The organism is Streptomyces avicenniae, assembly GCF_000719135.1.
Taxonomy (GTDB): Bacteria; Actinomycetota; Actinomycetes; order Streptomycetales; family Streptomycetaceae; genus Streptomyces; species Streptomyces avicenniae.
Genome location: NZ_JOEK01000005.1, coordinates 47,770 through 66,601 on the forward strand (window position 1 = coordinate 47,770; position 18,832 = coordinate 66,601).

Here is an 18,832-nt window from a genome sequence, read left to right on the forward strand (position 1 = left end):
GTCACCGGCCGCGCAGCGCCTCCGTGAACCAGGCGAAGACCGGGGTCAGCGTCGGCGGCACCGGCCATCCGTTGATGACGGCGAGAAGCTGCCAGTAGCGTTCGGCGCGCGGGTCGTTGCCGGTCTCGACGCGCACCGCGATCCAGTCGCGCAGCGCCGCGTCGTCGGGGCGGCCGAACGTCTCGGCGTACCGGGCGGTGAGCGTGTCCACGTACGGCGCGGCCTCGGGCGAGCCCGGCAGGACGCCGCGCTCCAGGGCCGCGCCGACCGTCTCGCGGACGGTCTCCGTCAGGGCGTGGTGGAGCCCTGTCGTGTCGCCGAGGTCGCGCTGCTCGGCCTGGTACTCGGCCATGCGGCGCACGGCGGCCCGGAAGTCGGGGTCCTGGGTGAGGGTGGCCAGTTCGACCCAGGCGTCGGCCTGTTCCGGCGTGGGGTCCTCGGGCAGGTCGGGCATGGCGGAGCGCATCATCGCGAGCAGTTCCGGGTTCGCGTCGAGGCCGCCGAAGGTCGCGTCGATGAAGTCGTGGACCAGGGCGCGGCGCTGGTCGTCGGAGAGCTGGGCGAGGCGGTGCATGAAGTCGATGTCCTCCTGTGTCGTGCCCCGGGCGGCGATGGCCCGCAGGGCGGCGCGGCGCAGCCGCAGGGTGCGGATCTGGAGACCGAGGGCGTCCGCGTGGGCGGCGGCGACCTCGGGGACGGTCAGTTCGCTGGCGAGGACCCGCCGGGTCGTCGCCAGGTCCACGCCGAGGTCACGCAGCGTGCGGACCAGGGCGAGCCGCGCGAGTGCGGCGGTGTCGTAGAGCCGGTAGCCGGCGGGGCTGCGGCCGGTGGGCGGCACGAGCCCCTCGTCGGACCAGAACCTGACGGTGCGCACGGACAGGCCGGTGCGTCGTGCCAGCTCGCCGATGGACAGGAGCGGTTCGCCGTTCATGGGGACCACCCTGGCGTCTCCAGCCGCTGGAGACTCAACCCCGCCGCACCATGGTCACTGTCAGTGACGCCGGGTAGCCTCGGGCACCATGGACGCACTTCCCGGCGCGACGCCCACGGACCGGCGGCGCTCGCGTATCGCCGAGGCCGGTCTGTGGTGCCTCGTCCTGGCCGGGATGCTCAGCGTCAACATGGACTGGTCCCAGGACGGCAACTACTTCCTGGCCCTCGTCGGCGGCACGGTGGCCGCCGCCGCCGTCAACCAGGTCGCGCCGCCCGCCGCGTTCGCCGTCGCGGTGGCCCTGGCCGCCTGGGACGACCGCTGTTACGCGGTGGTGGCCCTGATCGCCTTCCTCGCCGGGCGGCATCCGCGGCGGCGGCCGGGCACGGCGGTGTGGGTGGCATGCGCCGTCGCCCCTGCGGTGGGGGCTGCGCTGCTGAAGGCGGACCCGCCGCGCGCACTGGCCCTCATACCCGTCGAGCTGCTGGGGCTGGCGGTGCTGCCCTGGCTCGTCGGCCGCTACACCTACCAGCGCGTCGTCCTGGACGAGTCGGGGTGGGCGCACGCCGACCGGCTGGAGCGCGAGCGGCAGATGGTCGCCGAGCAGACCCGTCTGCGGGAACGGGCCCGAATAGCCCAGGACATGCACGACTCCCTCGGCCACGACCTGGGGCTGCTCGCGGTACGGGCCGCCGTCCTGGAGATGACGCCGGGCCTCGACGAGGAGGTCCGTGCCAGGGCGGCCGAACTGCGGGCGGGCGCCGGGGCAGCCACCGAGCGGCTGCACGAGATCATCGGCGTCCTGCGGGAGGACGACACGGGCCCGGCTCCCGTCACCCCCGGCACCGAGACGCCGGAGGACCTGGCCGAGCGCTGCCGCGCCTCGGGCATGGACGTCACGCTGGAGCACACCGGGGAGTCGGGCGACCTGTCCCCGATGACCGCGCACGCGCTGCACCGCGTGATGCGGGAGTCGCTGACGAACGCCGCGAAGCACGCGCCGGGCGCCGCCGTCCACCTGCGCGTCGAGCACGGCGACGGCGTCACCCTCGTCCGTGTCGCGAGCGAACCGCCGCGGGACGCCCCTGCGGCGTCCCCCGGCAGCGGCAGCGGCCTGACCGGCCTGCGGGAACGCGTGCGGCTCCTCGGCGGGACGTTCGACGCGCAGCCGGACGGCGCGGGCGGCTTCCTCGTCACGGCCCGGCTGCCGCACCGGCCCGCGCCCAGCGCGCCGCAGGACCGCCCGCCCACCCCGGAACGGCTGCACCAGGACCGCCGCACCCTGCGCCGCGGCTTCGTGAAGACGGCCGGGCTGACCGTGGGCGCCCTGGCGCTCGCCGCGTCCGTCTTCACCTTCGTGTCGGGCGTGCCCACCCTCTCGGACGACGAGTACGCGTCCTTCGCCCTCGGCGCGCCACGGTCGGCGCTGGCGCAGGACCTCCCGAGCGGCCAGTACGGCGAGCGCCCGGACCGCGAGCCCGCGGCCCCGGCTGGCACCGTCTGCGAGTACTACGCGGCGGACGAGAACTTCTCCCCGAGCCACGTCTACCGCCTCTGCTTCCGCGACGGCCGCCTCGCGTCCAAGGACCGCATACCCCTGCACGACCGGGACGAGGCGGACGCAGGATGACCCGCCGCCCACGGACCACGCGGCACGGCCGCCTTCCCCGCCATCGGCGGCCTCAGCAGCTCGATGACACGGCCGGAGGCGGGGAACGCCTCGTTGCCCCCGAGACGGCCCACGCGGGTCTCGGCGATGGTGAAGCCCTCCCCCAGGTAGAGGGCGAGAGCCGCGTCGTTGCCGACCAGGACGGCCGTCTCCACGCGGGCTCCGCCGTGCGCGACGGCATGCTGCAACAGGAGCCGTCCGACGCCGCGGCGGTACCGGGCGGGATCGACGTGGAGCACGTCACCTCGTCGTCGGCGACCCACACCTGCCCGTCGAACAGCCCCTCCACCTCGGCCCTGTCCGCGAGCGACAGGATCGCCTCCACCCCAGCGGATCCCCGCAGTTCGTCCAGCCGGGCCGCGGCGTGGATGCGGTGATCTCCGGCCGGTCACGGTGCTCGTCGTACCCGGACGCGCAGCGCGAGAGGACGGCGAACGAGGACTGCCGCCGCCTCGCTGGGCAACGCTCCTTCGGTCTCATCACCGCACGAACAGAGGGGAGTTGCCCGCCAGTGGGCACGTCACCCCTGACGGCCACGATCCCCGCCCGACCTCCCACCTTCGGCGACCGACCGCCCGGTGCCCCACGGGCGGTGGGCCGTAGGCTGGCGCCGTGACCGAGACGCCGCAGGTGGACAGGCGTGAGGGGCCCGTACGGGTCCTCCTCGCCGAGGACGAGCCGATGATCCGCGCGGGCATACGCGCCATCCTGGAGATGACGCCGGGCTTCGAGGTCGTGGCGGAGGCGGGGGACGGCCGGGAGGCGGTCGAACTGGCCCGCGAGCACCGCCCCGACGTCGCCGTCCTCGACGTCAGGATGCCCCGGCTCGACGGGCTGAGCGCGACGCGGGAGCTGCGCCGCGCGCTGCCGGGGACGGCGGTCGTCATCCTCACCACCTTCGGCGAGGACGAGTACATCGTCCGCGCGCTGGACGGCGGCGCGACGGGCTTCCTGCTCAAGTCGGGCGACCCCAGGGAACTGCTCACCGGCATCCGCGCGGCGGCGGACGGCGCCGCCTACCTGTCCCCCAAGGTCGCTCGCCGCGTCATCGAACGCCTGGGCCGCACCGCGCCGCACCAGGACACCGCGACGGCGGCCGAGCAGGTCGCCGCACTGACCGCCCGCGAACGCGAGGTCCTGGCCCTGGTCGGCGCCGGGCTGTCCAACGCGGAGATCGGCCGCCGTCTCCACCTGGTCGAGGGCACGGTGAAGGCCCATGTGTCGGCCATCCTGACCGGCCTCGGCGTCCGCAACCGCGTCCAGGCCGCCGTCCTGGCCCACAAGGCGGGCATCGTCACCGAGAACTGAACCCCCCGCCCGCAACGGCCCCCCTGCCTGCGCACCGGCCGATTGCACGTTGTCGCAACGGGGACTTCTTGTGTTCACCGCACAGGTCGGACAGCATCGGACGGAACACAAGGGAAAGGAATGCGGTGAAGCTGACGAAGTGGGCGAGCGATTGTGAGTCCGGCCCCTGCCCGACCTTATGGGGTACGGACGGACCGGATGTGATCGTGCAGGGTTTCGTCGTGGACGCCCCGGAGGCGCTTGCCACCATGCGGCTCCCGGAGAACGAGACGGCGGTCAGGATCCCGCTCGCGCTTCTGCGGAAGGCCGCACGTGACCATCTCTCCTGAGGAATTCGGCAGCTTGTTCGCCACCTTCGAGCGCGAGGCATTCCGTCTGGAGACCCTGAGCGTCTACACCGTTCCGGACGAGCAGGAGACCTTCGCGCGGTTCAAGGCGGGAGAGGCCCAGCCCGAGCAGCACAGGAACGCCCCCTGGGTGGGAACCGTCCGCCGGAACGTGGAAGCGGGCAGGCGCATGTACCGCGTCCATGTCGTCCGCCGCCCTCTCACCGACTATCTGCGGTACGAGATGGGCTGGGGCTACCAGCGCAATGCCGCGGCGGGCGAGGAGTTCTTCATCCTCGACGTGACCGGGCGTGCGAACCCCCTCGACGGCGTTCCCGATTTCTGGGCTTTCGACAAGTCCACCGTGATCAGCATGCAGTACAACGCGTCCGGGGAATTCCTGGGAGCGCGGCGCGAACAGGACGCGGAACGGTGGCACGCCCACCGGGACGCAGCGCTCGCCGAGGCCGTGCCGTTCGCCGCGTGGTGGGCGGTGCACGGCGGCGGATGAGAGACGGCATCGGCCCGACGCTCCGGGCGCTGCGCAAGGCCACCGGCAAGGAGGCCAAGGCAGTTGCCCGGGGCGCCGCCATGTCTCCGTCCAAGCTGAGCCGGGTGGAGACCGGCAGGACGACGCCGACCGTCATGGACGTCGAACGCATCCTGGTGGCCCTCGGCGTGACCGGCGAGGCACGGGCCGAGCTTGTGGAGGCCGCCCGCAGAGCGGCCACGGAAGCAGTCGCGTGGCGCCTGTACCGCCGCACGGGATTCGCGCGTCACCAGGACGCCATTGCCGCTGTGGAGGCGGGGACGACGACACAGCGGCTCTTCCAGCCGTCATGTGTGCCCGGCCTGGCCCAGACCCCGGAGTACGCACGCGCCGTTCTGGCCGGAAAACAGCTCACCCCCGAGATGCTGTCACGGACGGTCGGCGCCAGGATCGAACGGCAGCAGGTGCTCCACCACGAGGACAAGTCGTTCCACTTCCTGGTGACCGAGTCCGTGCTCCGATGGCGCCTGCTCCCGGCCACCGGAATGGCGATGCAACTGGACCGTGTCATCGCCCTGTCGCGCCTGCCGAACGTACGCATGGGCATCGTTCCACTGTCCGCCTGTATGCACGAGGTACCCACATCCGCCTTCGCGGTCTACGACGAGCGGCTGGTCATCGTGGAGATTCCTCACGCCGAGATCACGACCCGGGAACCACGCGACATCGATCTGTACCGGGATAAGTTCGAGCGTTTCACGCACGTCAGCGTTTTCGGCGACGAGATGCGCGACATGGTGGGCGGCATACGGGACGACTTCTTGCGCGAACGAAGAATCGGCTAGGGGCGTCCCGCGGCCGTTCCTACGCTGGTGACGCAGAAGGTCAACCGACCGCTGGTTCACGGCGACATGGACCGGCAAGAACCTCACCCGACGGAGGTATCCCGAATGCGCGCACGGTGGCAGCTCTCGGCGACGGACGGCGGAAACCCGCAGGACGACAGCAACAGCGGCAACAAACACGGCGGTGGTGGCTCCGACGAGGGCGGCAACACCAACGACGGCCAGAATCCCGCGGACGGCAAGAAATGACCACGCCCGGCGTCTCCACCGAAGAGGCGGGCCCCGAAAGGCTCGCCTCCTCCCTGAGGAAGCGAGGTGTGCTCACGGAGGATTGGCTGCCCGCCTACGAGGCAATGCCCAGGCACCAGTTCATGCCGGACGCGATATGGCCGGGACGCGCGGGAGGAAACCGCCAGAGCGCGCGCGTCCTCCGCACGGAAGATCCCGACCTGTGGTGGGAAGCGGTTCATCGTGACGCGCCGATCACGACGCAGTGGGACGACGGCCGCCATACCGGGCCCAACACCGGACGGGCACCGACCTGCTCCAGCTCCATGCCGACGATGGTGTTCACCATGCTCGGCGCGCTCGACGTCCGGCCGGGGGACCGTGTGCTGGAAATCGGTACAGGCACCGGCTGGAACACCGCGCTGCTGTGTCACCGCCTGGGGTCCGCGAACGTCGTCTCCGTCGAGGTGGACGCGACCACCGCGCGTCAGGCACGCACACGCCTCCACGCCGCGGGGTGCACGCCGCTCACCCACCTCGGCGACGGCGCGGGCGGGCATCCGGAAGGAGCCGCGTACGACCGCGTCATCGCCACGTGCTCCGTCGGCCGTGTGCCGGAGGCATGGATCACCCAGACCCGGCCCGGAGGCGTCGTCGTGACCCCCTGGGGGCCCACCTACGGCGGGGAAGCCGTGGCCAGGCTCACGGTGGCCGGGGACGGCACGGCTTCCGGGCGCTTCGTCGGCTCGTCGGCGTTCATGCGGCTGCGGGACCAGCGCAAGCGGCTTCCTCCGACCGGCGCGGAACAGCCCGGCGGCGGACGCAGGAGCAGGACGGCGCTGTCCCCTGACGACGTGGGGGACTGGATCCACATGTTCGCCATCGGTGTTCAGGTCCCCGACCTGTTCTGCCGGGTCGAGCCGGGACAGGACGGCGCCTACCGGCTGTGGCTGTTCGACACGGGGCTGACCTCCTGGGCGGTGGCCGCCTGGGCCGGGGAGCGGACCGAGTTCGCGGTGACGCAGGGCGGACCGCGATCCCTCTGGGGCGAGTTGGAGGCGTCCTGGCACTGGTGGGACACCCAGGGCGGGCCCGGGTTCGAGCGCTTCGGGCTCTCCCTGGCCGACGGGAACCACACCGTGTGGCTCGACGAGCCCTCCCACCCCGTCCCCGTCCGGGCCTGACGCCGGACCGGCGGGGCGTGGTCGCGTACCGGAGGTACGGCGACCGCGCCCCGCCCGGCGTCGCTAGACGTCCCGGCGCCGCAGCGCCACCCAGCCCACGACCTGCGCGATCACCGCCCACGCCGCCAGCACCACCCCCGCCACCACCGGGTGCAGCACGTCGTCCTCGCCGGACAGCAGGATCATCCCGGCCCGCCCCGGCAGGTACTCGGACCCGGTCGTCGTCATGATCAGCGGCAGCGCGACCATCACACTCAGGACGACCCCCATCGTCCCCGCCGTGCTGCGCACCCACGCCCCGACCCCGACCGTGATCACGGCCGTCAGCGCCACGTACACCGTGATGGCCAGGCCGTCCCGCAGCAACGACCCCGCGCCGCCCGTCCCCTGGTCGCCCAGGGCCACCGCCCCCGCCGCGACGCCCACGACCGCCAGGACCACGCCCAGCACCGCCGAGACCGCCCCCACGACCGCCGTCTTGGCCAGCAGCACACGCCCCCGCGACGGGTCCGCCGTCAGCGTCACGCGCATCGCGCCCGTCGCGAACTCCGCGGTCATCAGCAGCATCGCCAGCGCGACGATGCCGAACTGCGCCACGACCACCGACTCGGTGGCGGGCTCGCCCCGCCCCATCGTCGGCCCGTCGGCCGACTCGCCCGCCTCCACGTCACCGGAGAAGTCGATCCCCAGCACCATCGACGAGAACGCCATCAGCCCCACCGCGCTCGCCACCGACCACCAGGTCGAACGCACCGACCAGAACTTGATCCACTCCGCACCCAGCGTCCCCCGCCAGGGGGACAGCTCCGCACCCGTCGCCATCTCTTCTCCCCGCACCTTTCCGTTCCCTGGCCGCGTTCAGGACGCGGAGAACCGCACGGCGTCCGCCGTCAGTTCCATGTAGGCGTCCTCAAGTGACGGCCGCCGCGTGGTCAGTTCGAACAGCGCCACGCCCAACCGGTGCGCCAGCAGCCCGACGTCCTCCGCCGTCACGCCGGTCACCGCCAGCGCCCCGCCGGGCCCGTCCGCCGCCACGCGGGCGCCGCCGGCCGCCAAGTGGTCGGCCAGCACCCGCAGTCCCTCCGCGTCCGCCGCCCTCACCACCACCGACACCGCCGAACTCCCGCCGATCACCTCGGCCATCGGCGCGTCCACGATCAGCCGCCCCCGCCCGATCACGACCAGCTGGTCCGCCATCAGCTGCATCTCACTCATCAGATGGCTGGAGACGAACACCGTCCGCCCCTCGTTGGCCAGCGAGCGGATCAGGCGGCGGATCCACAACACCCCCTCCGGGTCGAGGCCGTTGACCGGCTCGTCCAGGAGCAGCGCCCGCGGGTCCCCCAGCAACGCACCCGCCACGCCCAGCCGCTGGCTCATGCCGAGCGAGAACGTGCCCGCCCGCCTGTCCCCCACCTCGGTCAGCCCGACGCGCTCCAGCACCTCGTCCACGCGCCGCCCCGGCATGCCGTGCGTCCGCGCCAGGGCCCGCAGGTGCGCCCGCGCGCTGCGCCCCGGGTGCACGGCCTTGGCGTCGAGCAGCGCGCCCACCTCACGCAGCGGGTGGCGCAGCTCGGCGTACGGCTTCCCGCCCACGAGGGCGCGCCCCGCCGTGGGCCGGTCGAGGCCGAGGATCATCCGCATCGTCGTGGACTTCCCCGCCCCGTTCGGCCCGAGGAAGCCGGTGACCCTCCCCTCCCCGACGGCCAGGCTCAGCCCGTCCACGGCCATGCTGTCCCCGTACCGTTTGGTCAGCCCCTCCAGCGTGATCACGTGTGTCTCCGTGCCCTTCCGGTCGCCGCTCTTCCTGACACGGATCACGGTAGGAATCGCGCCCACCCCGGCGTATCTGCCGATGGGCAGCGGCCACCCCCGACTTTCGGCACCCCCACGGCTCCCGGCCCGTCGCGCTTGACCTCAAGTGAGGTTGAGGCCGGAGAGTGGGCGCATGCCTGACGACACCACGCCCGGGGACCTCCGGGACCACGCCGCGATCACCGACCTGCTGAACCGCTTCCTGCTCTCCCTGGACGACAGGGTCGCCGACCCGGCGCGCTTCGACGACGCCTGGGCCCGCGCCTTCTTCACGGCGGACGTGTCGGCCGAGATGCCCATCGGCACCGTCAGGGGCCGGGACGCCGTCACGGCGCGCATCAGGGAGGGCATGTCCCGGTTCGACCGGACCGTCCACATGGCCTCGGGCGCCGTCGTCGAGATCGACGGCGACCGCGCGACGGCCCGTGGCCCGCAGCTCAGCACCCACATCCTCGCGGGCGGCTCGGACGGCGACCTGTTCGTCTCCGCGGGGCACAGCACCAGCGACCTGGTGCGCACGCCGGACGGCTGGCGCATCGCCGCCACGGCCCTGCGCATCGTCTGGACGCAGGGCACCCCGCCCCACGTCCCCCCGCCGACCCCCTGACACGACGGCGGGGCCGCGGCACGGTGACGTGCCACGGCCCCGCGGGACGACCGCGCTCAGCAGTACTTCAGCGCCCCCGCGTCGTCCAGGTTCCCGTCCCAGATCCAGCCGTTGACCGACTGCCCGGTGAACCGGTCGTACGCGCGTACGTGGCTCCAGGTGTTACCGGCCGCGTTGCGCACATAGCAGTGGTAGTAGATGTCGTTGTGGAAGTAGGCGTAGTCCACCACGCCGCAGCCCTCGTTGGGCCCCTTGCGGATGGGCGCCCGCGACAGCCCGGAGCGCAGGGAGCCGACCCCCGGGTCCTTGTCGGAATACCTCGGGTTCGTGCAGGTCGCCGCCGTACCCACGTCGGCCACGGCGACCGGCGCCACCCCCGCTCCCCCGGCCATGAACAACGCCACCAGGACGGCCACGAACCACCGTCTGTGTCCCCTCACCGCACACCTCTTCCTGTACAGGACCGCCCCGCGGGCCGTCCATACGGTTCCGTATGGAAGGTAACCCACCGGCGCCCGTCACCGCACGCGAGAACACCGGTGCCCGCCCCCCGGAAGGGAGCGGGCACCGGTGCGTGGAACGCGTGGAACAGGTGGCGCGAGCCGTCAGGACTCCTTGCCGCCCTCGGGCGACGCGTCCTTCGACTCGTCCTTCGCCTCGTCGGCGGCCTCGTTCACGGCCTCCGTCTCGGCGTCCGCGGGAGCCTCCTGCGCGGCCTTCGCCTGCTCGGACTCCTTCACCGAACGACGCGTCGCGGCCTCGGCCTCGCCCACCGCCGCCTGCTGCACGGTGAGGGCCTCGACCAGCTCGATGACGGCCATGGGCGCGTTGTCGCCACGGCGCGGGCCGAGCTTGGTGATGCGGGTGTAGCCACCCGGCCGGTTGGCGAACTTCGGGCCGATCTCCGTGAAGAGGGTGTGAACCACGCTCTTGTCACGGATGGTCTGCATCACCTGGCGACGGTTGTGCAGGTCGCCCTTCTTCGCCTTGGTGATGAGCCGCTCGGCGACCGGACGCAGCCGCCTGGCCTTGGCCACGGTGGTGGTGATGCGGCCGTGCTCGAACAGCGAGGTGGCGAGGTTCGCCAGCAGCATGCGCTCGTGAGCGGCACTGCCGCCGAGCCTGCGGCCCTTGGTGGGCGTAGGCATGTCAGTCTCCTGTCATTCCTGAGCCGGCCGTACCAGGTACCGGCTCAGTGCGGTGCCGCCGGGGAGACCCCCGGCGGCGGTTGGCGACCCCGAGGGGTCAGTACTGCTCGGTCTCGACGAAGCCCGCGTCGCCGTCGTCCTCCGCGCCGAACGCGTCGGCGGCGGTGGTCGGGTCGAATCCGGGCGGGCTGTCCTTCAGGGCCAGGCCCATACCGGCCAGCTTCGCCTTGACCTCGTCGATCGACTTGGCGCCGAAGTTGCGGATGTCGAGCAGGTCCGCCTCGGAACGGGCCACCAGCTCGCCCACCGAGTGGATGCCCTCGCGCTTGAGGCAGTTGTAGGAGCGGACGGTCAGCTCCAGCTCCTCGATCGGCAGCGCCAGATCGGCGGCCAGGGCCGCGTCGGTCGGCGACGGACCCATGTCGATGCCCTCGGCATCGACGTTCAGCTCGCGCGCCAGGCCGAACAGCTCGACCAGCGTCTTGCCCGCCGAGGCCATGGCGTCACGCGGACGCATGGACTCCTTGGTCTCGACATCGACGATCAGCTTGTCGAAGTCGGTGCGCTGCTCGACGCGGGTGGCCTCGACCTTGTAGGTGACCTTCAGCACGGGGCTGTAGATCGAGTCCACCGGGATACGGCCGATCTCCTGGCCCGCGGCCTTGTTCTGCACCGCGGAGACGTAGCCGCGACCGCGCTCGACGGTCAGCTCCATCTCCAGCTTGCCCTTGTTGTTCAGGGTGGCCAGGACCAGGTCCGGGTTGTGCACCTCGACACCGGCGGGCGGCGCGATGTCCGCGGCCGTCACGAGGCCGGGGCCCTGCTTGCGCAGGTACATCACGACCGGCTCGTCGTGCTCCGAGGAGACGACGAGCTGCTTGATGTTGAGGATGACGTCGGTGACGTCCTCCTTCACGCCCGGCACGGTGGTGAACTCGTGCAGGACGCCGTCCACGCGGATGCTGGTGACAGCCGCACCCGGGATGGAGGACAGCAGCGTGCGCCGCAGGGAGTTGCCGAGGGTGTAGCCGAAGCCCGGCTCCAGCGGCTCGATCACGAACCGGGAACGGAACTCGTCCACGACCTCTTCGGTCAAGGAGGGACGCTGAGCGATCAGCATGTGTAGAACTCCAGTCTTCGGCACCCACTATTTGATGCCGAACCAGGGAATGGTGCGCGGTACCGCACGGACCAAGGGTACGGGCGGTCCTCGCGGACCGTCCGTACCCCGGTGGCGTGCCTTACTTCGAGTACAGCTCGACGATCAGCTGCTCCTGCACCTGGGTGTCGATCACCTGGCGCTCGGGCAGCGAGTGCACGAGGATCCGCAGCGTCGTCGGGACCGTCTCCAGCCACGCCGGGACGGTCTTGTCGCCGGCCTCCGCCTTGGCCACCTCGAAGGGGGTCAGGTTACGGGAGGACTCGCGGACCTCGATGATGTCGCTCGGCGACACACGCGCCGAGGGGATGTCGGTCTTCCGGCCGTTGACCGTGATGTGGCCGTGCCGGACGAGCTGACGGGCGTGGTCGCGGGACTTGGCGAAGCCCGCGCGGTAGACCACGTTGTCGAGGCGGGTCTCAAGAATGCGCAGCAGGTTCTCGCCGGTCTTGCCCTGCTGACGGTTCGCCTCGTCGTAGTACCCCCGGAACTGCTTCTCCAGGACACCGTAGATACGCGCGCACTTCTGCTTCTCGCGCATCTGGAGGAGGTACTCGCTGTCCTTGGTGCGCCCGCGTCCGTGCTCACCCGGGGGGTAAGGACGGATCTCGATCGGGCACTTAGCGCTCTCGCACTTGGCTCCCTTGAGGAAGAGCTTCTGCTTCTCCCGACGGCAACGCTTGCAGTCGGCCCCGGTGTAACGCGCCATAGTTGTCTCAGTCTCCTACTTCACCAGTGTCAGACGCGGCGGCGCTTGGGCGGGCGGCAGCCGTTGTGCGGGGTCGGGGTCACGTCCTGGATCGAACCCACCTCAAGGCCGGTGGCCTGGAGGGAGCGGATCGCGGTCTCACGGCCGGAGCCGGGACCCTTGACGAACACATCGACCTTGCGCATGCCGTGCTCCTGCGCCCGGCGCGCGGCACTCTCCGCGGCCATCTGCGCGGCGAACGGCGTGGACTTCCGGGAGCCCTTGAAGCCGACGTGGCCGGCGGAGGCCCAGGAGATCACGTTGCCGGTGGGGTCGGTGATCGAGACGATCGTGTTGTTGAACGTGCTCTTGATGTGGGCGTGCCCGTGAGCGACGTTCTTCTTCTCCTTGCGGCGCACCTTCTTGGCGCCCGCTGTACGGCCCTTAGGAGGCATGAGCTGTTAACTCCTGTGGAGGTGATCGGTCCTGCTACCGGACCTTGATGGGAAGGCTCGGTGCGGACTACTTCTTGCCCGGCTTCTTCTTGCCGGCGATCGCGCGGCGCGGACCCTTGCGGGTACGGGCGTTGGTCTTGGTGCGCTGGCCGTGCACGGGAAGGCCGCGGCGGTGGCGCAGACCCTCGTAGCAGCCGATCTCGACCTTGCGGCGGATGTCGGCCTGGATCTCCCGGCGGAGGTCACCCTCGGTCTTGAGGTTGGCGTCCACGTAGTCACGGATCTTGACGAGGTCTTCCTCGGCGAGGTCGCGGACACGGGTGTCGGGGTTCACCCCGGTGCTGGCCAGGGTCTCCTGGGCACGGGTGCGACCGATGCCGAAGACGTAGGTGAGGGCGACCTCTACGCGCTTGTCACGCGGAAGGTCAACGCCTGCGAGGCGTGCCATTGGTCCGGCTCCTGATGTTGTCGGCGGAGGTCTGTCGCAGCACCGCTCCCGGTCCGCCCGCGCCGTGCGCGGGCCTGCGGGTCCCCGGCCTCCGACCGGGGGTGTCGTCCCCGCGCGCTGCGCGCGAGGGGTCGGGTGACTGCGTGTCTGTGTGTGGCGTGCTGGGAAGAGTGCTGCGTGGGTGCGCGGCGTACCGCGAGATCAGCCCTGGCGCTGCTTGTGGCGCAGGTTCTCGCAGATGACCATGACCCGGCCGTGGCGGCGGATCACCTTGCACTTGTCGCAGATCTTCTTGACGCTCGGCCTGACCTTCATGGTTCTTCAGGTTCTCCGGGTCGAGAGATCCACTGATCTCGGTCTACTTGTAGCGGTAGACGATCCGCCCGCGCGTCAGGTCGTAGGGAGACAGCTCCACCACGACCCGGTCGTCGGGAAGGATACGGATGTAGTGCATCCGCATCTTGCCGCTGATGTGCGCGAGGACCTGGTGTCCGTTCTGAAGCTCCACCTTGAACATCGCGTTCGGCAGAGATTCGACGACCGTGCCCTCGATCTCGATGGCCCCTTGTTTTTTGGCCATACTTGAGCGCTTCACCTTCCGGGATCGGCTACCTGGACAGCCCTGAACACATGGTTGCACCAGGACCGAAGGGTCAGTTTACGCCTGCCCACCCGAAAAGACGAATCAGAGATCATTCCCCATCCGGCGGCACCGAAAACGGCCGGGGCCCGTGATCGGCGCGATCGGAGCAGCCACCATACGTCACCGTACGGGCCGTCCGCGTCACGCCAGCGGGTCGGGCGCCACGGTGACGCCGAGCGCGGCCAGCTTCTCCCGGCCGCCGTCGGGCGCGGTCAGGACCAGCGGCCCTTCCTCCGTCAGGGCGACGGAGTGCTCCCAGTGGGAGGACCAGGTGCCGTCGTTGGACTTCACGGTCCACTCGTCGGCCAGGACATGCGTCTTCGGCGTGCCCAGGGTGATCATCGGCTCGATCGCCAGGCACATGCCCGGCACCAGGCGCGGGCCACGGCCCCGGCGCCGGTCCACGTAGTTCAGCAGGTGCGGGTCCATGTGCATCTCACTGCCGATGCCGTGCCCGCCGTACTGCTCGACGATGCCGTACTTGCCCGAGACGGGCAGCGGCTGCCGCCGGATGTAGGTCTCGACGGCCCGCGAGACGTCCACGAGCCGGTTCCCCTTGCGCATGGCCGCGATACCGGCCCACAGGGACTCCTCGGTCACACGGCTCAGCTCGACCAGCTCCGCGCCGTGCCCCTCGCCGACGAGCACGGTGATCGCCGCGTCGGCGTGCCAGCCGTTCACGATGGCGCCCGCGTCGATCGAGAGGATGTCGCCCGAGGCGAGGACCGTCCGGTCGGGGATGCCGTGGACGACGACGTCGTTCACCGACGTGCAGATCGTCGCGGGGAAGCCGCCGTAGCCGAGGAAGTTCGGCTTGGCGCCCCGCTCGGCCAGGACCGCGGCGGCGATGTCGTCGAGGTCCTTGGTGCTGGCCCCCGGCACCGCGGCCTCGGCGGTACGGCGGTGTATCTCCGCGACCACGAGTCCGGCGGCGCGCATGTGCGCGATCTGCTCGGGGGTCTTCAGCTCGACCATGGCGTTCTTTCCTCCTGCGCCGTCGTCACGCGGCGCGTTCCGACAGGGCGGCGAGCGCCCTGCCGGTCACTTCGTCCACCGGGGCGAGGGCCGGGATCGTGGCGACCAGGCCCTGCTCGCGGAAGTAGTCGATGATCGGCTCGGTCTCCTCGTGGTAGACCGCCAGCCGGTGGCGGACGGTCTCCTCGCGGTCGTCCTCGCGCTGGTACAGCTCGCCCCCGCACACGTCGCACACGCCCTCACGGCGCGGCTGCTTGTAGGCGACGTGGAACGTGTGACTGCTGTCGTTGCGGCAGGTGCGGCGTCCGGCGATGCGCTTGACGACCTCGTCCTCGGGGACCTCCAGGTCGAGCACCGCGTCCAGCCGCTGCCCGGCCTCCCCCAGCACGTCGTCCAGGGCCTTGGCCTGGGCGATGTTCCGGGGGAAGCCGTCGAGCAGGAAACCGTTCTCGGCGTCCGGCAGCGCCATCCGCTCCACCGCCATCGCCAGCGTGATCTCGTCCGGCACGAGGCCACCCTCGCGCAGGATGGACTCGACCTGGCGGCCGAGATCCGTGCCCTGGCGGATGTTCGCGCGGAACAGGTCACCGGTGGAGATGTGGGGGATGGACAGGCGCTCGGCGAGCAGGGCGGCCTGAGTGCCCTTGCCCGCACCGGGCGGACCGACGAGAACGATGCGCATCAGCGGAGGAACCCTTCGTAATTACGCTGGTGGAGCTGGCTCTCGATCTGCCGCACCGTCTCCAGGCCGACACCCACGATGATCAGGATCGAGGTGCCGCCGAAGGGGAAGTCCTGCTGCGCGTCGAACATCACCAGCGCCACGGTGGGCACCAGGGCGATGAGCCCCAGGTACAGCGACCCGGGCCAGGTGATGCGGTTCAGCACATAGCTCAGGTATTCGACCGTGGGGCGGCCCGCCCGGATACCCGGGATGAAACCACCATACTTCTTCATGTTTTCGGCCACGTCCTCAGGGTTGAACGTGATGGCCACGTAGAAGAAGGCGAAGAACACGATGAGCAGGAAGTAGGTCACGATGTAGTACGGGTGGTCACCGTTGGTGAAGTACCGCGTCACCCAGTCCGCCCATCCGCTGGCGTCCGAACCGGCGAACTGGACGAGGAGCTGGGGGATGTACAGCAGCGACGAGGCGAAGATCACCGGGATGACACCGGCCTGGTTCACCTTGAGGGGGATGTACGTCGAGGTACCGCCGTAGGAGCGACGGCCGATCATGCGCTTGGCGTACTGCACCGGGATACGGCGCTGGGCCAGCTCGACGAAGACGACGAGGCCGACCATCGCCAGGCCGCACAGGACGACGACACCGAACTCGATCCAGCCGTCGGCCAGGGTGCCCTGCTGCTTGATCTGCCACAGCGCGGCCGGGAAGCCGGCGGCGATGGAGGTGAACATCAGCATGGACATGCCGTTACCGATACCGCGGTCGGTGATCAGCTCGCCCATCCACATGATGAGCGCGGTGGCCGAGGTCAGGGCGATCACCATGACGATGGTGGTGTACATCCCGTCGTCGGGGATGATGTCGTTCCGCACCGAGCACTGGGGGAAAAGGGTGCCACTGCGGGCGGTCGCCACCAGGCCGGTGGCCTGGAGGACCGCGAGGGCCATGGTCAGGTAACGGGTGTACTGCGTGATCTTCGCCTGGCCGGACTGGCCCTCCTTCTTGAGGGCTTCGAGCCGGGGGATCACCACGACGAGCAGCTGGAGAATGATGCTCGCCGTGATGTACGGCATGATGCCCAGCGCGAAGATCGTGAGCTGCAACAGAGCGCCGCCGCTGAACATGTTGACCAGACCGAAGAGGCTGGAACCCGCACCTGCGGCGTCGGCCTCTGTCACACACTGGTCAACGTTCTGGAAGCTGACGCCCGGCACCGGCACATGCTGTCCGAGCCGGAACACCACGACGATGCCTAGGGTGAAGAGCAGCTTTTTACGCAGGTCGGGCGTCTGAAACGCCCGTGCGAACGCGGTGAGCACGGCTCCTCCTGCGCCCCCCGCGGCTCGCGCGAGAGGTTTCGGTCTGATGGGCCAACGAATGTGTCAAACGTAAGGGGAAGTTCTAGGGGTCCAGAAGAGGGCAACGAGGGCCACCTTACCGGCGTAAGCGCAAAGCCGGAACGACTGACCGGGGATGCCCTTGTCTCAGGCATCCCCGGTCGGTCATGCGGTCACCGGAGAGTTCACCGGTTTTGTTCAGGAACGGTCGGTAATGGTCCCACCGACCGCGGTGATCTTCTCCTTGGCGGAGGCGGAGACGGCATCGACCGTCACCGTCAGCGCGACGGAGATGTCACCCGAACCGAGGACCTTCACGAGCTCGTTCTTGCGAACGGCGCCCTTCTCGACCAGATCCGCGATCGTGACCTCGCCACCCTGGGGGTACAGCTCGGCCAGCCGGTCGAGGTTGACGACCTGGTACTGCTTGTGCGCCGGGTTCTTGAAGCCCTTGAGCTTCGGCAGCCGCTGGATCAGCGGCAGCTGCCCGCCCTCGAAGCCCGCCTTGACCTGGTACCTGGCCTTGGTGCCCTTGGTACCGCGGCCCGCGGTCTTGCCCTTGGACGCCTCACCACGACCCACGCGGATCTTGGACTTCTTGGCGCCGGGGGCGGGACGGAGGTTGTGCAGGCCGAGGGGAGTACCCTCCGCGCCGCCGTCACCCTTGGAGAGGTCAGCCATCTCAGTCCACCTCCTCGACCGTCACGAGGTGCCGCACGGTGTTGGCCATGCCGCGGATCTCCGGGCGGTCGTCCTTCACCACCACGTCGTTGATGCGGCGCAGCCCGAGGGAACGCAGCGTGTCGCGGTGGTTCTGCTTGCTCCCGATACGGGACTTGACCTGGGTGATCTTGAGCTGCGCCATCACGCACCCACCCCGGCGCGCGCCCGCAGCAGAGCGGCGGGAGCGACGTCCTCAAGGGGCAGACCACGACGGGCCGCGATCTCCTCGGGGCGCTGAAGGCCCTTCAGAGCGGCCACCGTGGCGTGCACGATGTTGATCGGGTTGGACGAACCGAGCGACTTGCTCAGCACGTCGTGGATGCCCGCGCACTCCAGCACGGCGCGCACCGGGCCACCGGCGATCACACCGGTACCAGGCGACGCCGGCTTCAGCAGCACGACACCCGCGGCGGCCTCACCCTGGATCGGGTGCGGGATGGTGCCCTGGATACGGGGGACCTTGAAGAAGTGCTTCTTGGCCTCCTCCACACCCTTGGCGATGGCGGCCGGCACCTCCTTGGCCTTGCCGTAACCGACACCCACGGTGCCGTCACCGTCGCCCACCACGACCAGCGCGGTGAAGCTGAAGCGACGACCACCCTTCACTACCTTGGCGACACGGTTGATCGCGACGACACGCTCGACGTACGCGGTCTTCTCGGCGGCAGCGCCGCCGTCCCGGCCCTTACGGTCCCGCCGCTCGCCGCCACCGGCGCCACCACTGCGGCGCTGGGGTCCAGCCATTGGATTACCTTCCTCGTTACTCAGTAGCGGGACCGGCTCAGAACTTGAGCCCCGCCTCGCGGGCGGCGTCGGCCAGTGCGGCAACCCGCCCGGCATACCTGTTGCCACCGCGGTCGAACACGACGGCCTCGACACCGGCGGCCTTCGCACGCTCGGCGACCAGTGCGCCGACCTGCTTGGCCTTGTCGCTCTTGTCACCCTCCACGCCACGGATGGACGTGTCGAGGGACGAGGCGGACGCCAGGGTGTGACCGACCGTGTCGTCCACGATCTGGGCCACCATGTGGCGGTTGGACCGCGTCACGACCAGGCGCGGACGCTCGGCCGTACCCGTGATCTTCTTCCGGATACGGATGTGACGGCGCTTGGTCGCCGCACGCTTGCGTGCGTCGCCCTTCGCGATCTTGACACCGTACGCCAT

General features: G+C 70.3%; 27 protein-coding genes. 8 read left to right on the forward strand and 19 right to left on the reverse strand.

Annotated features, from left to right (window positions below; genetic code table 11):
• Position 1: 1 nt before the first annotated feature.
• Positions 2-931 (reverse strand): helix-turn-helix domain-containing protein, encoded by a 930-nt coding sequence (locus IF27_RS10180; protein WP_052849136.1) that lies wholly within the window; start codon positions 929-931, stop codon positions 2-4.
• An 88-nt stretch (positions 932-1,019) separates the two neighbouring features.
• On the opposite strand from IF27_RS10180, the gene IF27_RS10185 reads away from it, so the two are divergent.
• Entirely contained in the window at positions 1,020-2,561 is a 1,542-nt protein-coding gene (locus IF27_RS10185; RefSeq protein ID WP_052849137.1) for a sensor histidine kinase, read from the forward strand.
• On the opposite strand, the gene IF27_RS32025 is transcribed toward IF27_RS10185, so the two are convergent.
• Positions 2,477-2,992 carry a GNAT family N-acetyltransferase gene (locus IF27_RS32025; RefSeq protein WP_420821995.1) on the reverse strand — a complete coding sequence of 172 codons (516 nt, stop codon included), beginning with the start codon at positions 2,990-2,992 and terminating at the stop codon, positions 2,477-2,479. The genes IF27_RS10185 and IF27_RS32025 overlap by 85 nt on opposite strands.
• Before the next feature lie 289 nt (positions 2,993-3,281).
• Between IF27_RS32025 and IF27_RS10195 the strand changes: the two genes are divergently transcribed.
• The 6 genes from IF27_RS10195 (at position 3,282) to IF27_RS10215 (ending at position 6,981) form a co-directional block, all read left to right on the forward strand.
• Positions 3,282-3,908, forward strand: a complete 627-nt coding sequence (locus tag IF27_RS10195) for a response regulator (RefSeq protein ID WP_110945762.1) — start codon at positions 3,282-3,284, stop codon at positions 3,906-3,908.
• Between the two features lie 125 nt (positions 3,909-4,033).
• Positions 4,034-4,237 (forward strand): hypothetical protein, encoded by a 204-nt coding sequence (locus IF27_RS10200; RefSeq protein ID WP_052849140.1) that lies wholly within the window; start codon positions 4,034-4,036, stop codon positions 4,235-4,237.
• A complete protein-coding gene (locus IF27_RS10205) occupies positions 4,221-4,745 on the forward strand; it encodes a DUF6879 family protein (RefSeq protein WP_052849141.1) in 525 nt (174 codons plus the stop codon). Before IF27_RS10200 ends, IF27_RS10205 begins: the two co-directional genes overlap by 17 nt.
• Positions 4,742-5,569: a helix-turn-helix domain-containing protein gene (locus IF27_RS10210; protein WP_052849343.1), complete on the forward strand. Its 828-nt coding sequence runs from the start codon at positions 4,742-4,744 to the stop codon at positions 5,567-5,569. Before IF27_RS10205 ends, IF27_RS10210 begins: the two co-directional genes overlap by 4 nt.
• A gap of 27 nt (positions 5,570-5,596) precedes the next feature.
• The gene (locus tag IF27_RS30950) at positions 5,597-5,818 is read left to right on the forward strand and encodes a hypothetical protein (RefSeq protein ID WP_190232907.1); all 222 of its coding nucleotides are present in this window, start codon (positions 5,597-5,599) and stop codon (positions 5,816-5,818) included.
• Positions 5,819-5,886: 68 nt separating this feature from the next.
• On the forward strand, positions 5,887-6,981 hold the full coding sequence (locus IF27_RS10215; protein ID WP_338058204.1) for a methyltransferase domain-containing protein: 1,095 nt from the start codon (positions 5,887-5,889) through the stop codon (positions 6,979-6,981).
• 63 nt (positions 6,982-7,044) lie between these two features.
• On the opposite strand, the gene IF27_RS30955 is transcribed toward IF27_RS10215, so the two are convergent.
• The gene (locus tag IF27_RS30955; RefSeq protein WP_052849142.1) at positions 7,045-7,803 is read right to left on the reverse strand and encodes an ABC transporter permease; all 759 of its coding nucleotides are present in this window, start codon (positions 7,801-7,803) and stop codon (positions 7,045-7,047) included.
• A 36-nt stretch (positions 7,804-7,839) separates the two neighbouring features.
• Entirely contained in the window at positions 7,840-8,754 is a 915-nt protein-coding gene (locus tag IF27_RS10225; protein WP_052849345.1) for an ATP-binding cassette domain-containing protein, read from the reverse strand.
• Positions 8,755-8,929: 175 nt separating this feature from the next.
• Here IF27_RS10225 and IF27_RS10230 point away from each other — a divergent pair, with 175 nt between their 5' ends.
• Complete coding sequence (locus tag IF27_RS10230; protein ID WP_052849143.1) at positions 8,930-9,403, forward strand: nuclear transport factor 2 family protein; 474 nt, start codon at positions 8,930-8,932, stop codon at positions 9,401-9,403.
• Positions 9,404-9,459: 56 nt separating this feature from the next.
• On the opposite strand, the gene IF27_RS10235 is transcribed toward IF27_RS10230, so the two are convergent.
• From IF27_RS10235 to rplR, 15 genes are all read right to left on the reverse strand, one after another.
• Positions 9,460-9,843: an SH3 domain-containing protein gene (locus IF27_RS10235; RefSeq protein ID WP_190232895.1), complete on the reverse strand. Its 384-nt coding sequence runs from the start codon at positions 9,841-9,843 to the stop codon at positions 9,460-9,462.
• Positions 9,844-10,008: 165 nt separating this feature from the next.
• Positions 10,009-10,551 (reverse strand): 50S ribosomal protein L17, encoded by a 543-nt coding sequence (gene rplQ, locus IF27_RS10240; protein ID WP_052849145.1) that lies wholly within the window; start codon positions 10,549-10,551, stop codon positions 10,009-10,011.
• A 97-nt stretch (positions 10,552-10,648) separates the two neighbouring features.
• Positions 10,649-11,671, reverse strand: a complete 1,023-nt coding sequence (locus IF27_RS10245) for a DNA-directed RNA polymerase subunit alpha (RefSeq protein WP_052849146.1) — start codon at positions 11,669-11,671, stop codon at positions 10,649-10,651.
• A gap of 121 nt (positions 11,672-11,792) precedes the next feature.
• Positions 11,793-12,419 carry a 30S ribosomal protein S4 gene (gene rpsD, locus IF27_RS10250; protein ID WP_052849147.1) on the reverse strand — a complete coding sequence of 209 codons (627 nt, stop codon included), beginning with the start codon at positions 12,417-12,419 and terminating at the stop codon, positions 11,793-11,795.
• A gap of 29 nt (positions 12,420-12,448) precedes the next feature.
• Positions 12,449-12,853 carry a 30S ribosomal protein S11 gene (gene rpsK / locus IF27_RS10255; RefSeq protein ID WP_004571845.1) on the reverse strand — a complete coding sequence of 135 codons (405 nt, stop codon included), beginning with the start codon at positions 12,851-12,853 and terminating at the stop codon, positions 12,449-12,451.
• 67 nt (positions 12,854-12,920) lie between these two features.
• Positions 12,921-13,301, reverse strand: a complete 381-nt coding sequence (gene rpsM / locus IF27_RS10260) for a 30S ribosomal protein S13 (protein WP_052849148.1) — start codon at positions 13,299-13,301, stop codon at positions 12,921-12,923.
• A gap of 201 nt (positions 13,302-13,502) precedes the next feature.
• A complete protein-coding gene (gene rpmJ, locus IF27_RS10265) occupies positions 13,503-13,616 on the reverse strand; it encodes a 50S ribosomal protein L36 (protein ID WP_049567412.1) in 114 nt (37 codons plus the stop codon).
• Positions 13,617-13,659: 43 nt separating this feature from the next.
• Positions 13,660-13,881 carry a translation initiation factor IF-1 gene (infA, locus tag IF27_RS10270; RefSeq protein WP_003948620.1) on the reverse strand — a complete coding sequence of 74 codons (222 nt, stop codon included), beginning with the start codon at positions 13,879-13,881 and terminating at the stop codon, positions 13,660-13,662.
• Between the two features lie 204 nt (positions 13,882-14,085).
• Positions 14,086-14,919 (reverse strand): type I methionyl aminopeptidase, encoded by an 834-nt coding sequence (gene map / locus IF27_RS10275; RefSeq protein ID WP_052849149.1) that lies wholly within the window; start codon positions 14,917-14,919, stop codon positions 14,086-14,088.
• 25 nt (positions 14,920-14,944) lie between these two features.
• Complete coding sequence (locus IF27_RS10280) at positions 14,945-15,601, reverse strand: adenylate kinase (protein WP_052849150.1); 657 nt, start codon at positions 15,599-15,601, stop codon at positions 14,945-14,947.
• Positions 15,601-16,926, reverse strand: a complete 1,326-nt coding sequence (gene secY / locus IF27_RS10285) for a preprotein translocase subunit SecY (RefSeq protein WP_052849151.1) — start codon at positions 16,924-16,926, stop codon at positions 15,601-15,603. Before secY ends, IF27_RS10280 begins: the two co-directional genes overlap by 1 nt.
• A gap of 216 nt (positions 16,927-17,142) precedes the next feature.
• Positions 17,143-17,625, reverse strand: a complete 483-nt coding sequence (rplO, locus tag IF27_RS10290) for a 50S ribosomal protein L15 (RefSeq protein WP_052849152.1) — start codon at positions 17,623-17,625, stop codon at positions 17,143-17,145.
• A 1-nt stretch (position 17,626) separates the two neighbouring features.
• Positions 17,627-17,809, reverse strand: coding sequence for a 50S ribosomal protein L30 (gene rpmD / locus IF27_RS10295; RefSeq protein ID WP_052849153.1), 183 nt, complete (start codon positions 17,807-17,809; stop codon positions 17,627-17,629).
• A complete protein-coding gene (gene rpsE, locus IF27_RS10300; RefSeq protein ID WP_052849154.1) occupies positions 17,809-18,411 on the reverse strand; it encodes a 30S ribosomal protein S5 in 603 nt (200 codons plus the stop codon). The genes rpmD and rpsE overlap by 1 nt, the downstream gene beginning before the upstream one ends.
• A gap of 37 nt (positions 18,412-18,448) precedes the next feature.
• Positions 18,449-18,832 carry a 50S ribosomal protein L18 gene (gene rplR, locus IF27_RS10305; protein ID WP_052849155.1) on the reverse strand — a complete coding sequence of 128 codons (384 nt, stop codon included), beginning with the start codon at positions 18,830-18,832 and terminating at the stop codon, positions 18,449-18,451.

Bases quoted from the DNA above. Each gene is read 5' to 3' on its own strand.
- IF27_RS10180 (WP_052849136.1), bottom strand. From the start codon at position 931: ATGAACGGCGAACCGCTCCTGTCCATCGGCGAGCTGGCACGACGCACC.
- IF27_RS10185 (WP_052849137.1), top strand. From the start codon at position 1,020: ATGGACGCACTTCCCGGCGCGACGCCCACGGACCGGCGGCGCTCGCGT.
- IF27_RS10195 (WP_110945762.1), top strand. From the start codon at position 3,282: ATGATCCGCGCGGGCATACGCGCCATCCTGGAGATGACGCCGGGCTTC.
- IF27_RS10210 (WP_052849343.1), top strand. From the start codon at position 4,742: ATGAGAGACGGCATCGGCCCGACGCTCCGGGCGCTGCGCAAGGCCACC.
- IF27_RS30955 (WP_052849142.1), bottom strand. From the start codon at position 7,803: ATGGCGACGGGTGCGGAGCTGTCCCCCTGGCGGGGGACGCTGGGTGCG.
- IF27_RS10230 (WP_052849143.1), top strand. From the start codon at position 8,930: ATGCCTGACGACACCACGCCCGGGGACCTCCGGGACCACGCCGCGATC.
- rplQ (WP_052849145.1), bottom strand. From the start codon at position 10,551: ATGCCTACGCCCACCAAGGGCCGCAGGCTCGGCGGCAGTGCCGCTCAC.
- IF27_RS10245 (WP_052849146.1), bottom strand. From the start codon at position 11,671: ATGCTGATCGCTCAGCGTCCCTCCTTGACCGAAGAGGTCGTGGACGAG.
- rpsD (WP_052849147.1), bottom strand. From the start codon at position 12,419: ATGGCGCGTTACACCGGGGCCGACTGCAAGCGTTGCCGTCGGGAGAAG.
- rpsK (WP_004571845.1), bottom strand. From the start codon at position 12,853: ATGCCTCCTAAGGGCCGTACAGCGGGCGCCAAGAAGGTGCGCCGCAAG.
- rpsM (WP_052849148.1), bottom strand. From the start codon at position 13,301: ATGGCACGCCTCGCAGGCGTTGACCTTCCGCGTGACAAGCGCGTAGAG.
- rpmJ (WP_049567412.1), bottom strand. From the start codon at position 13,616: ATGAAGGTCAGGCCGAGCGTCAAGAAGATCTGCGACAAGTGCAAGGTG.
- infA (WP_003948620.1), bottom strand. From the start codon at position 13,881: ATGGCCAAAAAACAAGGGGCCATCGAGATCGAGGGCACGGTCGTCGAA.
- map (WP_052849149.1), bottom strand. From the start codon at position 14,919: ATGGTCGAGCTGAAGACCCCCGAGCAGATCGCGCACATGCGCGCCGCC.
- IF27_RS10280 (WP_052849150.1), bottom strand. From the start codon at position 15,601: ATGCGCATCGTTCTCGTCGGTCCGCCCGGTGCGGGCAAGGGCACTCAG.
- rplO (WP_052849152.1), bottom strand. From the start codon at position 17,625: ATGGCTGACCTCTCCAAGGGTGACGGCGGCGCGGAGGGTACTCCCCTC.
- rpmD (WP_052849153.1), bottom strand. From the start codon at position 17,809: ATGGCGCAGCTCAAGATCACCCAGGTCAAGTCCCGTATCGGGAGCAAG.
- rpsE (WP_052849154.1), bottom strand. From the start codon at position 18,411: ATGGCTGGACCCCAGCGCCGCAGTGGTGGCGCCGGTGGCGGCGAGCGG.
- rplR (WP_052849155.1), bottom strand. From the start codon at position 18,832: ATGGCGTACGGTGTCAAGATCGCGAAGGGCGACGCACGCAAGCGTGCG.